The sequence below is a fragment of the Streptomyces sp. MMG1121 genome, from assembly GCF_001280015.1.
GTDB lineage: Bacteria > Actinomycetota > Actinomycetes > Streptomycetales > Streptomycetaceae > Streptomyces.
The window spans coordinates 129,715-149,971 of the sequence record NZ_LGDV01000118.1 but is presented as its reverse complement, the minus strand read 5'-3'; the positions used below and the strand labels follow the sequence as shown (position 1 = coordinate 149,971).

Below are 20,257 nucleotides of genomic sequence, written 5' to 3'. Positions count from 1 at the left end.
GCGCGCGGGGGTGGAGCATCGATTCCGCAATCGGGGCGCATGGGTGCACGTCCGGGGGCGCGCGGGGGGATGCGGGGCGTGAGGTGGGTAGCCAGGTGTGGGGCTGGCAATCGCCTTTACCCCGGCAAACCGCACATGTCCCGCATTGACGGTATGTCAGCTGGGCAGTGATCTTTCCGAACGGATCATCTCGGCCGCAGGGGGTAGCAGATGGCCGCAAGGCCTCTCGTGGCGAGGCAGCCGAACGAACGGCTGCAGGCACTCATCCAGGAAGCGGGGTGCTCGAACGCAGGGCTGGCCCGGCGGGTCAACATGTGCGGCGCGGAGCACGGTCTCGACCTGCGCTACGACAAGACGTCCGTGGCCCGCTGGCTGCGTGGTCAGCAGCCGCGGGGCCGGGCCCCGGCGATCATCGCCGAGGCGCTCGGGCGCAAGCTCGGCCGTACGGTCACGATCGACGAGATCGGCATGGCCAACGGCAAGAACCTCGCCTCGGGGGTCGGTCTCCAGTTCTCGCCGACGGTACTGGGGGCCATCGAGCAGGTCTGCGAGCTGTGGCGCAGCGACGTGGGGCGCCGGGACTTCCTGTCCGGCTCCTCCGTCGCCGCCTCGGCGCTGGTCGAGCCCAGCAGGGACTGGCTGATCTCGGTGCCGGACGCCCAGGTGGCCCGGCAGGCGGGCCCACGCGTCGGTCCGGCCGACGTGGCGGCCGTACGGTCCATGACGCAGGCGCTGACCGACCTGGACCACCAGTTCGGCAGCGGGCACGTCCGCCCGGTCGTCGTGCACTACCTCAACAGTGTCGTCTCCGGACTGCTCGGGGGTTCGTACCGGGAGGCGGTCGGGCGTGAACTCTTCGCCGCCGTGGCCCGGTTGACCGAACTGGCCGGCTACATGGCGGTGGACACCGGCCAGCCGGGCCTGGCCCAGCGGTACTACATCCAGTCGCTGCGGCTCGCGCAGGCCGCCGGGGACCGCGGTTACGGCGGCTACGTGCTGGCCGCGTCCATGAGCCACCTCGCCGCGCAGCTCGGAAACCCGCGTGAGATCGCGCAGTTGGCGCGGGCGGCGCAGGAGGGGGCGCGCGGGCAGGTGACGCCGCGCGTGGACGCGATGTTCCACGCGGCCGAGGCGCGCGGGCACGCCCTGCTCGGTGACGCGCGCTCGGCACAGGCGTGCGGCGGGCGGGCGGTCGCGGCGATGGAGCGGGCGGACGGCGCCTCCGGTGACGACCCGGCGTGGATCGCGCACTTCGACGAGGCCTATCTGGCCGACGAGTTGGCGCACTGCCACCGCGACCTGGGGCAGGCCGAGGCGGCGGCCCGGTACGCCGAGCAGTCGCTGGCCGGGCATCCCGAGTCCCGGGCCCGCCGGCGCGCCATCGGCTATGTGCTGCTCGCCACGGCCCAGGTGCAGCAGCGCGAGATCGAACAGGCCTGTACCACCGGCCTGAAGGCGGTCGAGCTGCTGGAGACGCTGCGCTCCAACCGGGGCGCCGAGTATCTGGAGGATCTCCAGACACGGCTGGAGCCCTTCCGGGAGGAGGCGGTGGTAAGGGAGTTCGGGGCGCGCCTCGATCTCCAGCAGGCGGCCTGAACGCCACCCCCGCGATGCGGTGAACGCACGGGAAACGGGGCCCCGATGTGTGACGGGTGCCCTGATACAGCGCATCGCGGGGCGCTTTTGTTACCACTGTCACAGGGGAGAAGATCGCGTCCCGAGCTGCGTGGCACCCGGCTCGGGGGACCCGGTAGCGTGAGCCGACGATTCACAAGGTCCCCCATTAGTAGGAGTCCCGGTGACGCAGAGTGGACATCGCGAGGAGCCCTCGGCGCAGCCCGCGCGCGAAGGCATCGTGCTGCCCTCCGACGGAGGCGAGCCCGTGCTGCCGGGCATGACCGGCGCGCCCGCTCCCGCCGCCCCGGCCGGCGGGCAGGCCTGGGGTGGTTCCTGGGGGCCCGGGCAGCAGCCGTCCCAGCCGGGCCAGGGCTGGCCCCCGGCGCCGGCCCAGCAGTGGGACGCCCCGGCCCAGCCGCCCGCGACGAACCCCGGCCCGCTGCCTCCGGAGGGCGCGCCGGCCCCGTCGTACGGCGGTCAGACGCCGTCCTACGGCCCCGGCGGCCAGGCGCCCGGCTACGGCACCGCCGGGCAGGACGCCGCGTACGGCGCACCCGAGCCGTATCACCAGCAGCACCAGCAGCACCAGCAGCACTCGCACCAGCCGCAGTACCCACAGGTGCCCCGGTCCGCCCCGGCTCCCGCCGCGCCGCTGCCGCCGGCCCTGCCGGAGGGGCACCACGGTGGCGGTGCCGCTCTGCCCGCGGTGGCCGACGGCGCCACGCAGTACATACCGCCGGTCCCGGCCGCGCCCGCCGACGAGGGCGCCACGCAGTACATACCGCCGGTGCAGGCCGCCGCCCCCTTCGAGGGTGCGACCCAGTACATACCGCCGGTGGTCCCCGGCGCGCTGCCGCCCGAGTCCGGCGGCGAGCAGACCCGCTACCTGGGCGTCACGCCACAGCAGCCGGTGCCCGCGCCCTCGGACGCGGAGGCCACGCAGTACATCCCGCCGTACGCCGCCCAGGCCCAGGCGCAGGGCGGGGACCGGCAGCCGCCGGCCGAGTTCGACAACCTCTTCCGCAACGGCCCGGTGGGCGGTGACGGCCCGGCCGGGTCCACCCAGCAGCTGCCTCGCGTCGAGCAGCCGGACGCCTATCCCGGCCCGGCGCAGCCGTCGTACGGCCAGGCGCGGCCTCCTTACGGCGCGCAGCAGCCCTCGTACGGTGCGCAGCAGCCGTCGTACGACCCGGGGCACGACGACGACCGGCCGCGTCGGCGGTCGCGGGTGCCGCTGATCGCGGGCATCGGGGTCGGCATCGTGGTCATCGGTGTGGGGGCCGGCGCGCTGCTCAGCGGCGGGGGCGGCAAGGACAAGGGCGACGACAACCAGACGGTCGCCGCCACGTCCCCGGCCGCGAGCCAGGGCTCGTCCGGGGCGGCCGCCGACCCGGCCCGGCAGCAGGCGGTCGAGCTGGACAAGCTGCTCGCCGACAGCGGCAGCAGCCGCGCCTCGGTGATCAAGGCGGTGGCCGCCGTCAAGGGCTGCGACAACCTCGACGGCGCCGCCTCCGACCTGCGCGACGCGGGCAGGCAGCGCAGCCAGCTGGTCACCCGGCTCGGCCAGTTGTCCGTCGACAAGCTGCCGGACAACGGCGCTCTCACGGACGCCCTGACCAAGGCCTGGCAGGCCTCCGCCGCGGCCGACAACCACTACGCGGCCTGGGCGGACCAGGTCAAGGGCAACCACAAGAGTTGCCACAAGGGGCACGCCCGCAGCACCGGCGAGGCCCAGGCCGGCAACCGCGAGAGCGGTACCGCCAGCGCGCAGAAGGCGAAGGCGGCGGGGCTGTGGAACGCGATCGCGAGCAAGTACGGCCTGACCCAGCGCCAGCCCACCCAGCTGTGACCCGCGCCGCCGGCGCCCCCGCGGGTGCCGGCTGTCTCAGTTCACGTCGGCGTTCTGCAGCGTCTGCGTCATGTCGGCGGTCCCGTCGACGCCGCCGATGCCCTTGCGGGCCGCGACCAGCTCGCCGTTCTGCACGACCTCGAGGGTGACGTCCGCGTTGACCAGCCGAGGGAAGCCGACGGAGGCGAGCTTGCCCTCGTAGGGCCAGCGCAGGGTCGGGGTGAGGCCGCCGGTGGAGACCGCGAGGCCGCCGTCGAGGGTACGGCGCACGGTGTCGGCGCTCACCTCACCGGAGCCGATCTTGTCCAGGACGGCCTTCAGCACGGTGTAGGCGATCCAGGTGGTCTGCACTCCGGCGTCCGCGGGGTCGATGCGGTTGTCGCCGAAGGCCTCCTCGTTGATCGCCTTCTTCATCCGGTCCCAGCGCGCGTCGGACGACGGCGGGTACCAGCTGGTGATGTACGACCCCTCGTAGGGGCCGTCCGCCCCGCCCGTGGCGTTGATCACGGTCTGGTCCACGCTGCCGAGGACGGTCGCCATGCGCACGTCGGGGTAGTTCTCGCGGGCCCGGCGGAAGGAGTCCATGAAGGTGTCGGTGCGGTCCCCGAGCGCGGGCACCACGCAGCCCTTGCGGAGGACGTCCTTGGTCGCTCCGCGCAGGGCCCGGTCGGCCTGGGCGCTGTACTCGGTGGCGTCCTCGGCGGCCATCTCGTCGTCCGCGTTCGTGTGCCCGCCCGCCTTCAGGCCCGAGTCCAGCAGCGGGGGCAGCTCGTCGCCGGCGATGCTGTCGGGGCGGACCAGAGAGACGTTTCCGCAGGTGGCCGCCAGGGCCTTGCCGAGGCCGGCGAGGAGGGCGGGCTGGCCGCCGTTGACCGGGTACGACATCTGGCCGGTGAACTCGTCGCTGGTGACGCCGTAGCCGCCTATGTAGGGGATGCCGGCGCTCTCCAGCGGGGAGAGGAAGGAGTCGCCGAACTGGCTGTAGGAGCCGACGACCGCGACGACGTTCTCGTCGGCGGCCTGTCGGGCGCACTGGGCGGCTGCCACGCTGTCGTTGTGGTCGTTGCAGGTGAGGACCTCGAGCTTGCGGCCGTTGATACCGCCGTGGGCGTTGATCCACTTGCCGTAGGCGCGGGCCATCGCGGGCATGCCGGGCTTGTTGGTGGCATCGGTGTTCTCGGGCGCCCAGGTCATGACCTTGATCGCGTCGTCCCCGGAACCCCCCGTGACACCGGGGATGACCCCGCACCCAGCGGTGAGCGACGCACAGAGCGCCACGGCGCCCGCGGACAGGACGGTGGCTCTGACGGGCCGGAAGAAGGAGCGGGGGAGGGTGGTGCGTGTGCGTCGCCTGCCGGTCATGTGTGCCCACGCTTCCCTCACACCGCTAACCCCTGAGTGACCCTCGGTCGACAAAAGGTGACTCGGAGGTGAATTGCGGGGGCCGGTGAGGCGCGTGTGACGAGGAACGTACGATCGATGACCGTGCAAGGTACGGAGAACTCTTCCCGTCGCGGCCGTCGCTCCTCCACCATGGGCGGCATGCCTCTAAGCGACATGCCGTGGTGGCGCTGGCGCAGCAACGTGCGTTCGGCGCTGCACATGCTCTCCGACCCGGTGTTCCAGCAGGACGTCTGGCTGGCCGGCGTGGACGGATACGGCGACGTCACCGACGCGGTGTACCGGCTGGTGGAGGACACCTGGCTGGACAACTGGTCCGCGGAGAAGTACGTCGGCACCATATTCCGGGACTCGCAGGAGGCGGCCCTCGTGGACACCGCCGTGCTGCGGGTGCTGCGGATCATGCACCAGGTCGGCCCGGACGCACCGGTCTCCGCTTACGTCGACCACCAGGGCTGGCCGGAGGCGGTACGGGCGGCGCGGGACGCGCACGTACGGATGTCGGTGAGCGACGGGGAGGACCCGGAGGTGCCGCCGAAGACGCTGGAAGTGCTGCGGATCATGACGCGGAGCGCGTAGGCGTCCCGCCGGCGCGGAGCGTGCGGACATCCCGCCCTGCGGGACGATCGCTCACGGCGGGTGGCCGGTGTGGGACCCTGTAGTGCATGAATGAGCAGTCCGCGCCCGCCGCCGCACCGGCCGCCCAGTACGTCCTCACCCTCTCCTGCCCGGACAAGCAGGGCATCGTGCACGCCGTGTCCAGCTATCTGTTCATGACCGGCTGCAACATCGAGGACAGCCAGCAGTTCGGCGACCACGACACCGGTCTGTTCTTCATGCGCGTCCACTTCTCGGCCGAGGCGCCGGTGACGCTGGAGAAGCTGCGGGCGAGCTTCGCGGCGATCGGCGACTCCTTCCACATGGACTGGCAGCTCAACGCGGCCGACGCGAAGATGCGCATCGTGCTGATGGTCAGCAAGTTCGGGCACTGTCTGAACGACCTGCTGTTCCGGGCCCGCATCGGCGCGCTGCCCGTGGAGATCGTGGGTGTGGTCTCCAATCACTCGGATTTCGAGGAGCTGGTGGGCTCCTACAACATCCCCTTCCACCACATCCCGGTGACGAGGGACACGAAGGCGGAGGCCGAGGCCCAGCTGCTGGAGCTGGTCCGCGAGCAGGGCGTCGAGCTGGTCGTCCTCGCCCGCTATATGCAGGTCCTCTCGGACGACCTGTGCAAGCGGCTCAGCGGCCGGATCATCAACATCCACCACTCCTTCCTGCCGAGCTTCAAGGGCGCCAAGCCGTACCACCAGGCCCACGCGCGCGGCGTGAAGCTGATCGGCGCGACGGCTCACTATGTGACGGCCGACCTCGACGAGGGGCCGATCATCGAGCAGGAGGTCGAGAGGGTGGGGCACGATGTGACTCCCGACCAGCTGGTGGCGATCGGGCGGGACGTGGAGTGCCAGGCGCTGGCGCGTGCGGTGAAGTGGCACGCTGAGCGGCGGATTCTGCTGAACGGGCGGCGGACGGTCGTTTTCGCCTAGGGCGCCACCGTTACTCAGTGATGGTGAAGTAGCCGGCGAACGCCGGGACGATCTCCGTCTCGCCGATCACCCCGTCGCCGTCCGAGTCGAGGACGGCGGCGGTCGTAGCGGCCACGGCGTCAGGCACGTGCAGGGCCCCCAGGACCCGCGCCGTGTCGGCGACCGAGATACGGCCGTCGGAATCGGTGTCCGCCACCGCCAGTGCCGCGTGCAGGAACGGGCGGGCGATCTCGGCGAAGCGGCCGGGGTTGTCGCGCAGGCGCTTGACGGCGCCGGTGACGAACTCCTCGCGGGTGATGCGCTGGTCGCCGTCCCGGTCCGCGATGCCGGCCATGCCCTGCCAGAACGCCTCCGCGCCGGCGTAGAGCGCCTGCCCCTTGGCGGAGCGGGCCGGCACGGCGAACTCGGCGAGGAGCGCCTTGGCCGCCGCGCTGAAGTCCTCGCGGTCGATCCAGCCGCTGCCGTCCTGGTCGAGGGTGGCGAAACGGGCGGCGATCCTGCGCTCGTACTCGGTGCTGACCATGTCTGTTCGGGCCGCCTTACGTGTGCGTGGGTCGATCTCGCACGGAGCGTACGACGCGGGTGGCCGTGAGATGGCGGAAAACCGGCCGTTGTGCCAAGACCGGGGGAATTCCGCGACAGGTGTGTGGCCTTGTCGCGAAGGTCATGACGACGGTGACGGCCAAGGCGGCGGCGAGGTGTCAGGCCGAGAGCGGGCCCGCCTCGTCGGTCGTGGCGGTGTCGAGGTCGGGGTGGACGTCGAACAGACGTCGCACGCCGAGCGCGCCGAGCACCCGGTTGACGTGGGAGCCGTCGACGGCGCCCCGGTCCGGCAGGATCAGCCGCAGCCGGCCCTGGCAGGAGCGGATCAGCCGGCGGGCGGCGATGAGGACGCCGACCCCGCTGGAGTCGCAGAAGAACACGTCGGAGAGGTCGACGACGAGGCTGTGGTGCCCCTCGGCGACGACGTCGTGCACCCGCTGGCGCAGCACCGGTGAGGTCATCAGGTCCAGTTCCCCGGACACCCGCAGGACGGCCCACTCGCCCTGTTCGACGCCGGTCACGTTGAATGCCACGGCCATGCCCCTCCGCTCGCCGGAACTTTCGGAATCGCCGGAACCGCCCAGAAACGGAAGCAGTTCCTACGCTTGCTTCCGCGCGGCTGCCCAGCGGCCGTTCCCTGAAACGTCGAGCAGCAAACCGGACGTGATCGACAAGGGGCTTGTTTCGGTCGCTATCGATCCTGTTCGATCAGAGATGCACGCGCCTCGCGTGAAGGTTATGTGAAGAGGGCACTATCACCTGCGATGCCTCGGGGGGCGCACATTGACACAAAGGAGCGTGCGCTGTCAGAGGTGCCGACTACATTCGAGGAGACGGTGCAGAGACGCTGGACGGGCCGGAGCACGGGTGAGGGGAGGGGACCGCATGGCCAACAAGGACGTACCGCCCCGCTGGGACCGCAAGATGCAGCAGAGGCTGGCCCGCGGTGAGGCGGCCGCCCTGGGTGAGCTGTACGACAGATTCGCCTCGCTCGTGCACAACCTCGCCCACCGCGTCCTGGGCGACGAGAAGGGGGCCGACACCGTCACCCGCGAGGTCTTCGCCCATGTCTGGGAGCATCCCGAGAGCTACGACCCCAAGCAGGGCCCGCTGCGCTCCTGGGTGGCGGCCGTGACCCACCGGCTCGCGGTGCAGCGGCTGCGCGACAGCGAGATCGCCGCGCTGTCCCGGGAGGCCGGTGCCACCGAGGAACTGGAGCGCAAGGTCCGCCGTGCCTCGGTGGCCGCCCGCGCCGACTTCATCGCCCACTCCATGCCCGCCCCGCTGCGCGCCGCCCTCGAACTGGCCTACTTCCAGCGACGGGACTACCGTCAGACCGCCGCCGACCTCGGCGTCACCGAGGACGAGGCCCGCCGCCGGCTCCGCCTCGGCCTGCAACTGCTCTCCACCGCGCACGACGCCGGCGCGCCTCCGGGATACGGGGGTGCGGTGTGAGCGGGGCGGGCCGGTTCGAGGCACACGACGAGCACGAGGGACGCGACGGCGACGGCCGCCCGGGTGAGAGCGGGCACCCCGGCGCGGCGCACCCCGGCCGGGGCGACGCGGGCAGTGGCTCCGGACAGGTGCCGCACGGCTCCGGCGGGCCCGGGCCGGACCGGCCGCCGCGCATACCGACGCCCCGTTCCTCCGTGGAGGACGGCGGGCTGCCGCTGCCCCACCTCACCGATCCGGGAGACCTCGCACCGGTGCCGCTCGACCTTCCGCACGACGTCCTGAAGTCGCTCCTCGGCGCCTGGGCGCTGGCCGCCTGCTCGGCGGCGGAGACGGCGGCCGTCGAGGACCACCTGGGCGGGTGCGGAAGCTGCGCCGACGAGGCCCGTCGGCTGCGCGAGGCGGTCGGCCTGCTGCACCAGCCGGAGAGCCTCGACCTGGATCCGGGGCTGCGCACCCGCGTCCTGGCGAGCTGCCTGGACCGCCGGCCACCGCGCATCCCGCTGCCGGATTGGGCGGCGCCGTACGACGCCGAGACCGCGCGGCTGGACGCCCTGCTCCAGGACTTCGGGGACGCCGAGTGGCATGCGCCGGTCCGGCTGCGCTGGTTCGAGGGCGACGCGCCGACGAGCCGTCGTACGACCGTGGCCGGCGTCATCGCGCACCTGCTCTCGGTGGACGGGCTGGTCGCGCTCGCGCTCGGCCTGGAGGACCCGCTGGCCGAGGTCAGCGGCGCGGACGGTACCGGCGCGGCGGGCCCGGCCGGGCGCACCGAGGCGTTCTGGCGCAGCTCCCGCTTCCCGCCCACCCGCTCGGTGCGCGGGCCCTGGCGGGAGCAGAGCCACAGCCTGGTGCGCACGGTGGCGTTCACGGGCAGCCACGCGGGCGGACTGCCCGTGTCGTACGGCGACTTCGCGCTGCCGCTGCACGACGCGATGCTGGACCGGGCCTTCGAGTGCTGGGTGCACGCCGAGGACATCGCGGACGCGGTCGACTACCCCTACGCGCCGCCCGCGCCCCGGCACCTGAACAAGATGATCGACCTCGCCGCCCGTATGCTCCCGGCCGCGCTCGCCGAGCGGCGCCGCGCCGGCCGGTCCGTGCCGGGCGGGACCCCGCATCTGGTCGCGGCGGGCGCACCCGGCCGCAGCCTCCGGCTGGAGATCGAGGGCGCGGCGGGCGGCGAGTGGCTGATCCCGCTGGACTCACCGGCGGCGGTGGGCTCGGCGGAGTTCGAGGTGGCCCATGTCGCCCTGGACGGCGTGGAGTTCTGCCGACTGGCGGCCGGTCACATCCCGCCGGAGGAGGCAGCGGCCGGCCAGGACGGCGACCGCCAGGCCATCAGGGACGTACTGTTCGCGGCGGCGGACCTGAGCCGCATGTGACCCGACCGGGCACCGGTGCCCGGTCGGCCCGGCAGGGGCTGGTGCCGGTGAGATGCCACTCCCGGGTGCCGGGGGCCTCGTCGGCCCCCGGCGGCACCCGAACGCCACCCCCGAGCCCCGATGCCGCACCGCCGCCCGCCGCTACCCCCCGTCGCCGGAAAACCGCTCCCTCAGCTTGTACTTCAGCACCTTCCGCAGTGTGTCGTTGCGCGGCAGGGCCTCCACCACCTCCAGCCGCTCCGGCAGTTTGTGGACGGAGAGGCCCGCGCCGCGTAGATACGCGACCAGCTCCGGCAAGGCCAACTCATCGGCGCCGGGCGGCTGTTCCACCACCGCGCAGACCAGTTCGCCGCGTGCGGCGTCCGGCAGGCCGATCACGGCCGCGTCCGCGACCGCCGGATGCGCGGCGAGCAGGTCCTCGATCTCCTTGGCCGAGATGTTCTCGCCCTTGCGGATGATCACGTCCTTCAGCCGGCCGGTGAGGACCAGGTGGCCGCGGTCCGTCACCCGGCCCAGGTCGCCGGTGCGGAGGAAGCCGTCGGGGTCGAAGGCGGCGGCCGTCTGGGCCGGGTCCAGATAGCCCTGGCAGACGGCCTCGCCGCGCAGCCGTATCTCGCCGTCGACGATCCGGATCTCCATGCCCTCCGGCGGGCGGCCCTCGGTCGTCGCGAGGTTCTCCGGGGTGTCCTCGGGGTCGCCCATGGTGATCATCGGGACCTCGGTCATGCCGTACCCGTGGGTGAGCTGCACGTCCATCTCGCGGACGACCGCGTGGTAGACCTCGGGCGGCTTCGGGGCGCCGCCGCCCGCGAGCAGGCGCAGGGTCGGGACGACCTTCGTGCCCGGCTGTCTGCGCTGCTCGGCGAGGAACATCGAGTAGAACGCCGTCGACCCGCCCGCCACCGTGACCCCGTGCCGCCGGTAGTCCGCGAGCGCGTCCGGCAGTGCGAAGTGCTCGAACATCACCGCAGGGAAGCCGTAGAGCAGGAGCATCACCATGTAGTCGGGGCCGCCTATGTGGGCGTAGGGGAAGGCGATCGAGCCGACGTCGTCGGCCGTCGGTCTCAGCGCATGCGCCAGGCAGGAGCCGCCCGCGATCAGCGAGCGGTCGGTGTGCAGGACGCCCTTGGGATCGGAGGTGGTGCCCGAGGTCCAGTAGATCCAGCGGACCGAGGTGCCCTCGGCGGGCGGGGCGGGCAGGACGGACGGGTCGCCGTCGGGGAGGGCGTCGTACGCCTCGAAGACTCCCTTGGCGCCCAGCCGGCCGGCCATCTCCGCATGGTCGTGGCCCCGCCACACGCCGGGGACCGCGAAGAACTCCGCCTTCGACTCCCGCAGCGCGAAGCCGACCTCGCGGTCCCGGTAGAAGGGGATGACCGGCGACTGCACGGCGCCCAGACGGGCCAGCGCGAAGGACAACAGGGCGGTCTCGATACGGGTGGGCAGCTGCCAGGCGACGACCGTGCCGGGGCGTACGCCCATCCCGTACAGCCCGGCCGCCACCCGCTCGGCGCGCGTGCGCAGCTCGCCGAAGGTCAGCACACGCCGCTCCTGGAGCAGCACCGGGCGGTCGGGGGTGAGTCCGGCGCGGCGGGCGACCAGGTCCCACAGCGTCGGCGCGGAGCTCAGGGAGTGCGGGATCCGGTTCACGTGTGCCCCCTGACCGACTTGGCTGACGAACCGTCAGGTGGCATGCTACCTGACGGGTCATCAGATAAGTACTGTCCGGCGGAGGGGAACCATGACCGAACTGCCCCGCATCATCAGCGTCGACGACCACGTGATCGAGCCCGCCCACCTCTTCGAGACCTGGCTGCCCGCCAGGTTCCGGGACCGTGGGCCCAAGCCGCTGACCGCCGGGATCGGGGAACTGGCCTACGTCGGCGGCAAGTACCAGATCACCATGGATCCGGCGGGACAGCCGACGGACTGGTGGATCTACGAGGACCTCAAGTTCCCGTACAAGCGCAACATCGCCGCCGTCGGCTTCGACCGGGACGAGATGACGCTGGAGGGGATCACCCGCGAGCAGATGCGGCGCGGATGCTGGGATCCGAAGGCGCGGCTGGCCGACATGGATCTCAACCACGTCGAGGCCAGCCTCTGCTTCCCCACCTTCCCGCGCTTTTGCGGCCAGACCTTCGCCGAGGCGCACGACAAGGAGGTCGCCCTCGCCTGCGTGCGCGCCTACAACGACTGGATGGTGGAGGAGTGGTGCGGGGACAGCGGGGGGCGACTGATTCCGCTGTGCCTGATCCCCCTGTGGGACGTCGAGCTGGCCGTCGCCGAGATCCGGCGGAACGCGCGGCGCGGGGTGCGCGCCGTCACCTTCTCCGAGATCCCCACCCACCTCGGGCTGCCGTCCATCCACTCCGGCTACTGGGACCCGTTCTTCGCCGTCTGCCAGGAGACCGGCACGGTCGTCAACATGCACATCGGGTCCAGCTCGCAGATGCCGGCCGCCTCCCCGGACGCCCCGCCCGCCGTCCAGGCCTCGCTCAGCTTCAACAACGCGATGGCCTCGATGATGGACTACCTCTTCAGCGGGGTCCTGGTGAAGTTCCCGCGGCTCAAACTCGCCTACTCCGAGGGCCAGATGGGCTGGATCCCGTACGCCCTGGAGCGCGCCGACGACGTGTGGGAGGAGCACCGCGCCTGGGGCGGGGTCAGGGACCTGATCCCGGAGCCGCCGTCGGCGTACTACTACCGGCAGATCTTCTGCTGCTTCTTCCGCGACAAGCACGGCGTCGCCTCGATCGACGTCGTCGGCCGCGACAACGCCACCTTCGAGACCGACTACCCGCACGTCGACTCGACCTTCCCGCACACCAAGGAGGTCGCCCTCGACCATGTGAAGGGCCTCGACGACGAGACGGTCCACAAGCTGATGCGGGGCAACGCCATCCGCATGCTCGACCTGGACCTCGACAGCTGATGGACCTCTCGTACACGCCCGAGGAGGAGGAGTTCCGGGCCCGGTTGCGGGAGTGGCTCGCCAAGGTGCTGCCCACCCTGCCGGGCAAGCCCTCGCCCGACGACTGGCCCGGCCGCCGCGCCTACGACCTCGGCTGGCAGCGGATGCTCTACGACGCCGGGTACGCCGACGTCCACTGGGATGCCTCCCCGACCACCCGGCTGATCTTCCTGGAGGAGACCGAGCGGGCGGGCGCGCCGTACGTGGGGGCGGGCTTCGTCGGGCTGCTGCACGCCGGACCGACGATCGCCGCCGAGGGCACGGACGGGCAGCGGGCGCGCTGGCTGCCGCCGATCCTGCGCGGCGAGGAGGTGTGGTGCCAGGGGTTCAGCGAACCGGGCGCCGGCTCCGACCTCGCCGCGCTGCGCACGCGCGCGCGGCGCGACGGCGACGACTACGTGGTGAGCGGGTCCAAGATCTGGACCTCGCACGCCGAGGTCGCCGACTGGTGCGAACTGCTCGTGCGCACCGATCCCGACGCGCCCAGGCACCGGGGCATCACCTGGCTCGCGATGCCCATGGACGCCGACGGCATCACCGTACGGCCGCTTCGGACCCTGGCCGGCTCCGCCGAGTTCGCGGAGGTCTTCCTGGACGAGGTCAGGGTCCCGGCCGCCAACCGGGTCGGCGCGGAGAACGACGGCTGGCGCGTGACCATGGTGACCCTGTCCTTCGAGCGAGGCACCGCCTTCGTCGGCGAGGTCGTCGCCTGCCGCCGGGTGCTGGGCGAACTCGCCCGCACCGCACGGGAGAACGGCCGCTGGGACGACCCCGCGCTGCGCCGCAGGCTCGGTCGGCTCGACGCCTGCTTCCGGGCGCTGTGGCGGCTGACCCAGTGGAACGTCAGTACGGCGGAGGAGAGCGGAGGGGTGCCGGGCGTCGGCGGCTCGGTCTTCAAGCTCCGCTACTCGCACGCCCGCCAGGAGCTGTACGACACCGCCGCGGACGTGCTCGGCGCCGACCGCCTCGACCTGGACCGGCCGTGGGTCCTCGACCGCCTGTCGGCCCTGTCGTACACGATCGCCGCCGGCACCTCGCAGATCCAGCGCACCATCGTGGCCGAGCGGATCCTCGGACTGCCCAGGGGGAGATGATCATGCGTTTCCAACTCACGGATGATCAACGCGCGTTGCGGACGGGTGTACGGGAGCTGCTGGAGCGGCGCTTTTGCCGGGAGGCGCTGCGGGCGGCCGTGGACGCGCCGGGGCGGCTCGACCGGGCGCTGTGGCGGGCGTTCGGCGACGCGGGGTTCTTCGCCCTGCGGCTGCCCGAGGCGGACGGCGGGGTCGGACTGGGCCTGCCGGAGGCGGTGCTGGCCTTCGAGGAGGCCGGGCGGGTGCTGCTGCCGGGGCCGCTGGTGGCCACCCACCTCGCGGCCGGCGCCGTGCCCGGCGCGGCCACCGGGGAGACGGTCGTGGCGGCCGTGGACGGGGAGCTGGTGGAGTGGCTGGACGCGGCGGACGTCGTGCTCGGGGACACCGCGGACGCCGTACCGCTGCGCTCGCTGGACCCGCTCACACCGCTGCACCGGGTCACCGGCGCCGGTGACCGTGCCGGTGCCGCGGATCCCGTGGCCGTCCTGCTCACCGCGGCCGAACAGCTGGGCACAGCCGGGCGCGTGTGCGAGCTGGCCGTGCAACACGCCCGGACGCGCGAGCAGTTCGGTCGGCCGATCGGGGCCTTCCAGGCCGTCCAGCATCTCTGTGCGGACCTGCTGGTGCGGGCCGAGACCGCGCGGGCCGCCGTCTACGCGGCGGCCGTCACCGCCGATCCGGCCGACATCGCCGCCGCCCGGCTGCTCGCCGACGAGGCCGCCGTGCGCGGCGCCCGCGACTGCCTCCAGGTGCACGGCGGCATGGGCTTCACCTGGGAGGCAGACGTCCACCTGCACCTCAAGCGGGCCTGGGTGCGGGCCGAGCGTGGCGGCGGAGGCACACAGAGTGAGGAACTGCTCGCGGCGCGGCTGGCCGGCTGACCGGCCGACACCGCCCTGGTCTGCGCCAACGGAAAAACCGTGGCCCAAGATGTCGCGGATCGTGGCGAATCGACATCACAGAGCGTTGATATCTGGTTGTGTCCATCGCGTGACTCGTCACGGCCTGGAGTCGGGCGTCCGCTCCGGTACCTTGTGTGGGATGCGAGTGGCTGCGAGCACGAGCCGGGCCGGCGAAGCCCCTGGGGCGGTGCCGGACGGCGCGGTGCGCGCCGCCGCTTGCGGGGTGGACGCCGCTTCGGGCGCCGCCTGTTCGACTCCCCGCAACGAGCGTCGCACAGTATGCATCACGCGTACTCCTTCGCGCTGGAATATGCCCGAAGCGCTTGTTGGGGTGACTGTACGTCAACCATGCTGTCTCATCAGGGAATCACGTTCCGTGACCCCTGCTCTGGCCGTTGTTCTGGCCATGCAGAAAATGGCTACGATCGTGGCCCTCGTCGTGATCGTCGTCGCGGCTTCCGCCGTGGCGGCCGGGTGGCGCGGGGCCATGTGTCCGCCGGTTCGGATGGTGTGAGCGGTGCAGGTGCTTCAAGTGCAGCTGGAGATCCGGCCCGACCCCGCGGAGGTGGGACGGGCGAGGAGTTGGGCGCGCTCGCGGCTCACCGGGCTCGGCATAGCGGCCGACGAGCCGCTGGCCGAGAACCTGATCCTGCTCGTCTCCGAGCTGGTGACCAACGCCGTGGTGCACACCGGCCGTCCGGCCGTGCTGCGGCTCTCCCTGCCGGGTGCGCCCAGCGAGGCGCCGGAAGAGGTCACCCCCTCGGTCACGGTGCGGGTGGAGGTGGCCGACACCAGCTCCCGTGCCCCTGTGCCGCGTTGCGCCCGCAGTGACGCGACCGGTGGCCGGGGTCTCGCCCTGGTGGACTGTCTCGCCGACCGCTGGGGCTGGAGCCCGGAGGGCGCCGGCAAGAGCATCTGGTGCGAACTGGACCGCTGTTCACAGCCCGAGGAGGGCGCGGCACTGGCGTACGGGGGCGGACTGTCCGCGTACGAGGGCCTGGCGTTCGAGGCGGTGTAGGTCCCGGCGCGCCGATGCGCCGGGGGTGCATCCGTGCGCGGGTGCCGTGAACTGGGCGTACGTAACAAATCCCCGTACCGGCGTTGACGTCGCGTGACTGTATGAACACGCTGGTGGGCGTCGATTCGCCGCGAGGGGACGGCGAGGGCCCGAGTGACGGTGGCCCTCGTCGAGTGTGGGTCGCACCGGATGGCGGCGTGCGCGTACGGCCGTGGGGGAGACGCGCCGGTGGGGCGGGCGCGCCGCCATCCGGTCCCGTTCCGGCCTGGTCAGGCGTTTTCCGCGGCCGCCGCCTCACAGGAGTGCCACCGGCGCCACCGGTGTGCCCGTCGCGCCGACGAACGGCTCCGGCATCGCGGACAGCAAGAAGGCGTACCGCCGTTCTTCTCCACAGGCTGTGGACAACTCCTCGAGGTTCCAGTTCTGGCCCTGGAGCATCCCCATCTCCACCAGGTCCAGCGCGTGCACGGGCAGCCACAGATTGTCGATCTCGGGCGGAAATATCTCAAACGTGAGCGTGTCGTTGGCGACCGCCGCCACATCGCGCGCGTGGAACCACTCCGGCGTACGGACGGACAGTCCCGGCGACGGATACCCGTACCCGTGTTTGTCCCCGGCCAGATACACCTGCACCTGCCCGGTCCGTACGAGCACGACGTCCCCCGCGCGCACGCGCGTGCCCGCGAGTTCCTCGGCCGCCTCCAGATCCGCCGGGGTGACCGCGTGGCCCCCTTCCAGCCGGTCCACGCCGCGCGCGCGTGCCACGTCCAGCAGCACCCCGCGCGAGACGACGTGCCGCGCCTTGTCGATCCCGCTGAACTCGGCGCCGCCGTGCGCGGTGACCGTGTGTGCCGGACGGCCGTTGTAGAGCTTCCCGGAGTGCGAGACATGGGTGAGCGCGTCCCAGTGGGTGCCCGCCTGCAGGCCCATGGTCACCGCGTCGTCGCTGCACGCCACCGTGCCGGGCCCGAACAGCTCCTGGTTGAGCTGCACCATCGCGTGCAGCGGATTGACCCGGCCGGGGATCATCCCGGTCTGCACCCCGTCCTGCCTGAGCGGGAGGGCGAGGGGGATGCGCCGGCCGGTGCGCACGCAGGCGGCGGCCTCGCGGACGACGGCGTCCGTGATCAGGTTCAGGGTGCCGATCTCGTCGTCCGCCCCCCAACGCCCCCAGTTGTTCACGCGTTTGGCGATCTCGTGGAACTCCTTTGGCAGCGTCATCCGGTGCCTCCCGGGGCTTGTGTCCGTGCGTCCGACGGGCCTTAAAATCTAACGGACCGTCAGAAACCGCGGGAAGGGGCCGGACGTGGGGAACTTCTTGGCAGGCAAGGTCGTCGCCGTCACGGGTGCCGGACGGGGCATCGGGCGCGCGGTCGCGCTCGCGGCGGCGGCCGAGGGGGCGAAGGTCGTCGTCAACGACTACGGGGTGTCCACCGACGGCACCTCACCGACCAGCGAGGTCGCCGACGCGGTCGTCAAGGAGATCGAGGCGGCGGGCGGCGCGGCGGTCGCCGTGGCCGACGACATCTCCACGATGGCGGGCGGCCAGCGGGTCGTCGACGTGGCGCTGTCCTCCTACGGCCGTCTCGACGGGGTCGTCTGCGTCGCCGGGATCCTGCGCGAACGCATGCTGTTCAACATGACCGAGGAGGAGTGGGACCCCGTGGTCGCCACCCACCTCAAGGGCACGTTCACCCTCTTCCGGGCGGCCTCGGCGGTGATGCGCGCACAGCGGTCGGGCACGCTGATCGGCTTCACCAGCGGCAACCACCAGGGCTCCGTCTCCCAGGCCAACTACAGCGCCGCGAAGGGCGGCGTCATCTCGCTGGTCCGCAGTGCCGCGCTGGGCCTGCACAAGTACGGGGTGACCGCGAACGCGGTGGCGCCGGTGGCCCGTACCCGCATGTCGGCCAACGTCCCCATGGAGCTGACCGAGATCGGTGAGCCGGAGGACGTGGCCGCGCTGGTGGTGTACCTGCTGTCCGACGGGGCGGCGGAGCAGGCGATCACCGGGCAGGTGTACACCATCGCGGGGCCGAAGATCGCGGTGTGGGCGCAGCCGAGGGAACTCCGTGCGGTGTACGGGGAGGGGGCGTGGACGCCGGAGCGGATCGCCGCGTTCCTGCCGGGGTCCGTGGGGGTGGATCCGATGCCGATGCTGTCCCGGCTCCAGGCGATGGAGAAGGCCGCGCGGGACGGGGAACGGCCCAACGCCTGATGGCTCGGGACAGCCCCGCGCCCCTTGCGGGCGCTTGACCTTAGGTGGCTTCAATGGATTTCGGGTTCAGTGAAGAGGATGACGCGTTTCGTGGTGAGGTCCGGGCGTGGCTGGCCGCCCATGCCGATCCTGGCTTGGACAAGCGCGCTTGGGAGCGCGCTCTCGGCAAAGCCGGCTGGATCGGGCTTGGCTGGGGGGAACCGGGATACGGCAATCGCACCGCCACTCTCACCCAGCAGGTCGCCTGGGCCGAGGAGTACGCGCGGTCGGGGGCGCCGCCGAGGTCCGGGCACATCGGGGAGAACCTGCTCGCTCCCACCCTGATCGCGCACGGCAGTGACGAGCAGAAGGGACGCTTTCTGCCTCCTGTGGCCGCGGGGGAGGAGCTGTGGTGTCAGGGGTACAGCGAGCCCGGGGCCGGGTCCGATCTGGCCGGGATCCGTACCGTGGCCGTGCGGGACGGGGAGCGGTACCGGATCAGCGGGCAGAAGATATGGACCTCGCTCGCCCATGAGGCCGACTGGTGTTTCGTGCTCGCCCGCACCGAGCCCGGCTCCCGCCGGCACCACGGGCTGAGCTTCCTGCTCGTCCCCATGGACCAGCCCGGCCGTATCGAGGTCCGGCCCATCCGGCAGCTGACCGGGACCAGCGACTTCAACGAGGTCTTCTTCGACGGGGCGCACGCGCGCGTGACGCATGTCGTCGGGGGCGAGGGGCAGGGCTGGCGGGTGGCGATGAGCCTGCTCGGGTTCGAGCGGGGGGTGTCGACCCTGGCCCAGCAGATCGGCTTCGCCGAGGAGCTGGGGCGGGTGGTGCGGGTCGCCGTGGAGACGGGGGCCGCGCGGGACCCGGTCGTGCGCGAGTGCCTCGTGCGGCAGTGGGCCGAACTGCGGACCATGCGCTGGAACGCCCTGCGCACCCTCGGCGGCTCCGGCGATCCCGGCGCGCCCAGTGTGGCCAAGCTGCTCTGGGCCGGCTGGCACCAGCGGCTGGGCGAGCTGGCGGTGCGGGTGCGGGGTGCGGCGGCCGCCGTGGGGCCCGTGGACTGGTCGCCGGCGGCGCCGTACGAACTCGACGCGGACCAGCACCTGTTCCTCTTCTCCCGGGCCGACACGATCTACGGCGGCTCGGACCAGGTCCAGCGCACGATCATCGCCGAGCGGGTGCTCGGTCTGCCCAGAGAGCCCAAGGGGGCCGTGTGATGCGTGGTGTGGTGTTCGACGGCAAGCAGGTCAGGGTCGTGGACGATCTCGCGGTGCGCGAGCCCGGGGCCGGTGAGGTACTGGTGGCGATCACCGCGGCGGGGCTGTGCCACAGCGATCTGTCCGTGGTGGACGGCACCATCCCGTTCCCGGTGCCGGTGGTGCTGGGACACGAGGGTGCCGGGGTGGTCGAGGCGGTCGGCGCCGGGGTCACCCATGTCCGGCCCGGCGACCATGTGGCGCTGTCCACGCTCGCCAACTGCGGCGCGTGCGCGGAGTGCGACCGGGGCCGGCCCACCATGTGCCGGCAGGCGATCGGCCGCCCCGGCAAACCGTTCACGCGGGGCGCGGCGGACCTGGTGTACCAGTTCGCCGCCAACTCGGCCTTCGCCGAACGCACGATCGTCAAGGCCGTACAGGCGGTCCGGATCCCGGACGACATCCCGCTGGAGTCCGCCGCGCTCATCGGGTGCGGGGTGCTCACCGGGGTGGGGGCGGTGCTGAACCGGGCGCGGGTGGACCGGGGGGAGAGCGTCGTCGTCATCGGGACCGGCGGGATCGGGCTGAACGTCATCCAGGGCGCGCGGCTCGCGGGGGCGCTCAGGATCGTCGCCGTGGACGCCAATCCGGCCAAGGAGGCGGTGGCCCGGCAGTTCGGCGCGACCGACTTCCTGACCTCGACGGAGGGCGTGCAGGACATCCTGCCCACGGGCGCCGACCACGCCTTCGAGTGCGTCGGCCGGGTGGAACTGATCCGGCAGGCCATCGACCTCCTCGACCGGCACGGGCAGGCCGTCCTGCTCGGGGTCCCGCCGGCCACGGCCGAGGCGTCCTTCCTCGTCTCCTCCCTGTACCTGGACAAGTCCGTCCTGGGCTGCCGCTACGGCTCCTCGCGCCCCCAGCGGGACATCGCCCTGTACGCCGAGCTGTACCGCCAAGGACGGCTGCTGCTCGACGAGTTGGTGACCGCCGTGTATCCGGTGGAGGACTTCGAGAAGGCCCGGGCGGACGCCGAGGCGGGGCGGGTGGCGCGGGCGGTGCTGACGTTCTGACGG

The 20,257-nt window shown here is 72.2% G+C and carries 18 protein-coding genes; 13 read left to right on the top strand and 5 right to left on the bottom strand.

Going from position 1 to position 20,257, the window contains the following annotated elements; all coding sequences use genetic code 11:
- Positions 1-210 precede the first annotated feature (210 nt).
- Complete coding sequence (locus tag ADK64_RS11750; protein ID WP_053657847.1) at positions 211-1,596, top strand: hypothetical protein; 1,386 nt, start codon at positions 211-213, stop codon at positions 1,594-1,596.
- 202 nt (positions 1,597-1,798) lie between these two features.
- Positions 1,799-3,466 carry a hypothetical protein gene (locus tag ADK64_RS11745; RefSeq protein ID WP_053657846.1) on the top strand — a complete coding sequence of 556 codons (1,668 nt, stop codon included), beginning with the start codon at positions 1,799-1,801 and terminating at the stop codon, positions 3,464-3,466.
- A 36-nt stretch (positions 3,467-3,502) separates the two neighbouring features.
- On the opposite strand, the gene ADK64_RS11740 is transcribed toward ADK64_RS11745, so the two are convergent.
- Complete coding sequence (locus ADK64_RS11740) at positions 3,503-4,828, bottom strand: ABC transporter substrate-binding protein (RefSeq protein WP_078992614.1); 1,326 nt, start codon at positions 4,826-4,828, stop codon at positions 3,503-3,505.
- A gap of 117 nt (positions 4,829-4,945) precedes the next feature.
- Here ADK64_RS11740 and ADK64_RS11735 point away from each other — a divergent pair, with 117 nt between their 5' ends.
- Together ADK64_RS11735 and purU are read left to right on the top strand one after the other, a co-directional pair.
- Positions 4,946-5,446 carry an SCO4402 family protein gene (locus ADK64_RS11735; protein WP_063789892.1) on the top strand — a complete coding sequence of 167 codons (501 nt, stop codon included), beginning with the start codon at positions 4,946-4,948 and terminating at the stop codon, positions 5,444-5,446.
- An 86-nt stretch (positions 5,447-5,532) separates the two neighbouring features.
- On the top strand, positions 5,533-6,414 hold the full coding sequence (gene purU, locus ADK64_RS11730; RefSeq protein ID WP_053657842.1) for a formyltetrahydrofolate deformylase: 882 nt from the start codon (positions 5,533-5,535) through the stop codon (positions 6,412-6,414).
- Between the two features lie 10 nt (positions 6,415-6,424).
- Here purU and ADK64_RS11725 read toward each other — a convergent pair whose 3' ends face one another.
- Together ADK64_RS11725 and ADK64_RS11720 are read right to left on the bottom strand one after the other, a co-directional pair.
- On the bottom strand, positions 6,425-6,937 hold the full coding sequence (locus ADK64_RS11725) for an EF-hand domain-containing protein (protein WP_053657840.1): 513 nt from the start codon (positions 6,935-6,937) through the stop codon (positions 6,425-6,427).
- Positions 6,938-7,115: 178 nt separating this feature from the next.
- A complete protein-coding gene (locus tag ADK64_RS11720; protein ID WP_053657839.1) occupies positions 7,116-7,496 on the bottom strand; it encodes an STAS domain-containing protein in 381 nt (126 codons plus the stop codon).
- 346 nt (positions 7,497-7,842) lie between these two features.
- On the opposite strand from ADK64_RS11720, the gene ADK64_RS11715 reads away from it, so the two are divergent.
- Positions 7,843-8,412, top strand: coding sequence for a sigma-70 family RNA polymerase sigma factor (locus ADK64_RS11715; RefSeq protein WP_053657837.1), 570 nt, complete (start codon positions 7,843-7,845; stop codon positions 8,410-8,412).
- Entirely contained in the window at positions 8,409-9,794 is a 1,386-nt protein-coding gene (locus ADK64_RS11710; protein ID WP_199829575.1) for a maleylpyruvate isomerase N-terminal domain-containing protein, read from the top strand. Before ADK64_RS11715 ends, ADK64_RS11710 begins: the two co-directional genes overlap by 4 nt.
- Positions 9,795-9,935: 141 nt before the next feature.
- On the opposite strand, the gene ADK64_RS11705 is transcribed toward ADK64_RS11710, so the two are convergent.
- Positions 9,936-11,444, bottom strand: coding sequence for a class I adenylate-forming enzyme family protein (locus ADK64_RS11705; protein ID WP_053657835.1), 1,509 nt, complete (start codon positions 11,442-11,444; stop codon positions 9,936-9,938).
- Positions 11,445-11,535: 91 nt separating this feature from the next.
- Between ADK64_RS11705 and ADK64_RS11700 the strand changes: the two genes are divergently transcribed.
- From ADK64_RS11700 to ADK64_RS11685, 4 genes are all read left to right on the top strand, one after another.
- Positions 11,536-12,729: an amidohydrolase family protein gene (locus tag ADK64_RS11700; RefSeq protein ID WP_053657833.1), complete on the top strand. Its 1,194-nt coding sequence runs from the start codon at positions 11,536-11,538 to the stop codon at positions 12,727-12,729.
- Complete coding sequence (locus tag ADK64_RS11695; RefSeq protein WP_053657832.1) at positions 12,729-13,862, top strand: acyl-CoA dehydrogenase family protein; 1,134 nt, start codon at positions 12,729-12,731, stop codon at positions 13,860-13,862. The genes ADK64_RS11700 and ADK64_RS11695 overlap by 1 nt, the downstream gene beginning before the upstream one ends.
- 2 nt (positions 13,863-13,864) lie before the next feature.
- Positions 13,865-14,743 (top strand): acyl-CoA dehydrogenase family protein, encoded by an 879-nt coding sequence (locus ADK64_RS11690; protein ID WP_053657830.1) that lies wholly within the window; start codon positions 13,865-13,867, stop codon positions 14,741-14,743.
- A 553-nt stretch (positions 14,744-15,296) separates the two neighbouring features.
- The gene (locus ADK64_RS11685) at positions 15,297-15,782 is read left to right on the top strand and encodes an ATP-binding protein (protein ID WP_053657827.1); all 486 of its coding nucleotides are present in this window, start codon (positions 15,297-15,299) and stop codon (positions 15,780-15,782) included.
- 294 nt (positions 15,783-16,076) lie between these two features.
- Here the strand turns inward: ADK64_RS11685 and ADK64_RS11680 are convergent, their stop codons facing one another.
- Complete coding sequence (locus tag ADK64_RS11680) at positions 16,077-17,003, bottom strand: cyclase family protein (RefSeq protein WP_053657825.1); 927 nt, start codon at positions 17,001-17,003, stop codon at positions 16,077-16,079.
- 85 nt (positions 17,004-17,088) lie between these two features.
- Between ADK64_RS11680 and ADK64_RS11675 the strand changes: the two genes are divergently transcribed.
- From ADK64_RS11675 to ADK64_RS11665, 3 genes are read left to right on the top strand one after another with little or no spacing between them, the layout of a single operon-like run.
- The gene (locus ADK64_RS11675; RefSeq protein WP_053657823.1) at positions 17,089-18,000 is read left to right on the top strand and encodes an SDR family NAD(P)-dependent oxidoreductase; all 912 of its coding nucleotides are present in this window, start codon (positions 17,089-17,091) and stop codon (positions 17,998-18,000) included.
- A 53-nt stretch (positions 18,001-18,053) separates the two neighbouring features.
- Positions 18,054-19,202, top strand: coding sequence for an acyl-CoA dehydrogenase family protein (locus ADK64_RS11670; RefSeq protein WP_053657821.1), 1,149 nt, complete (start codon positions 18,054-18,056; stop codon positions 19,200-19,202).
- On the top strand, positions 19,202-20,254 hold the full coding sequence (locus ADK64_RS11665) for a Zn-dependent alcohol dehydrogenase (protein WP_053658231.1): 1,053 nt from the start codon (positions 19,202-19,204) through the stop codon (positions 20,252-20,254). The genes ADK64_RS11670 and ADK64_RS11665 overlap by 1 nt, the downstream gene beginning before the upstream one ends.
- The last annotated feature ends 3 nt before the right edge of the window (positions 20,255-20,257 follow it).

Coding starts and splice junctions, on each gene's coding strand:
- ADK64_RS11665 (WP_053658231.1), top strand. CDS start 19,202: ATGCGTGGTGTGGTGTTCGACGGCAAGCAGGTCAGGGTCGTGGACGAT.
- ADK64_RS11735 (WP_063789892.1), top strand. CDS start 4,946: ATGACCGTGCAAGGTACGGAGAACTCTTCCCGTCGCGGCCGTCGCTCC.
- ADK64_RS11715 (WP_053657837.1), top strand. CDS start 7,843: ATGGCCAACAAGGACGTACCGCCCCGCTGGGACCGCAAGATGCAGCAG.
- ADK64_RS11680 (WP_053657825.1), bottom strand. CDS start 17,003: ATGACGCTGCCAAAGGAGTTCCACGAGATCGCCAAACGCGTGAACAAC.
- ADK64_RS11690 (WP_053657830.1), top strand. CDS start 13,865: ATGCGTTTCCAACTCACGGATGATCAACGCGCGTTGCGGACGGGTGTA.
- ADK64_RS11750 (WP_053657847.1), top strand. CDS start 211: ATGGCCGCAAGGCCTCTCGTGGCGAGGCAGCCGAACGAACGGCTGCAG.
- ADK64_RS11720 (WP_053657839.1), bottom strand. CDS start 7,496: ATGGCCGTGGCATTCAACGTGACCGGCGTCGAACAGGGCGAGTGGGCC.
- purU (WP_053657842.1), top strand. CDS start 5,533: ATGAATGAGCAGTCCGCGCCCGCCGCCGCACCGGCCGCCCAGTACGTC.
- ADK64_RS11695 (WP_053657832.1), top strand. CDS start 12,729: ATGGACCTCTCGTACACGCCCGAGGAGGAGGAGTTCCGGGCCCGGTTG.
- ADK64_RS11700 (WP_053657833.1), top strand. CDS start 11,536: ATGACCGAACTGCCCCGCATCATCAGCGTCGACGACCACGTGATCGAG.
- ADK64_RS11670 (WP_053657821.1), top strand. CDS start 18,054: ATGGATTTCGGGTTCAGTGAAGAGGATGACGCGTTTCGTGGTGAGGTC.
- ADK64_RS11740 (WP_078992614.1), bottom strand. CDS start 4,828: ATGACCGGCAGGCGACGCACACGCACCACCCTCCCCCGCTCCTTCTTC.
- ADK64_RS11725 (WP_053657840.1), bottom strand. CDS start 6,937: ATGGTCAGCACCGAGTACGAGCGCAGGATCGCCGCCCGTTTCGCCACC.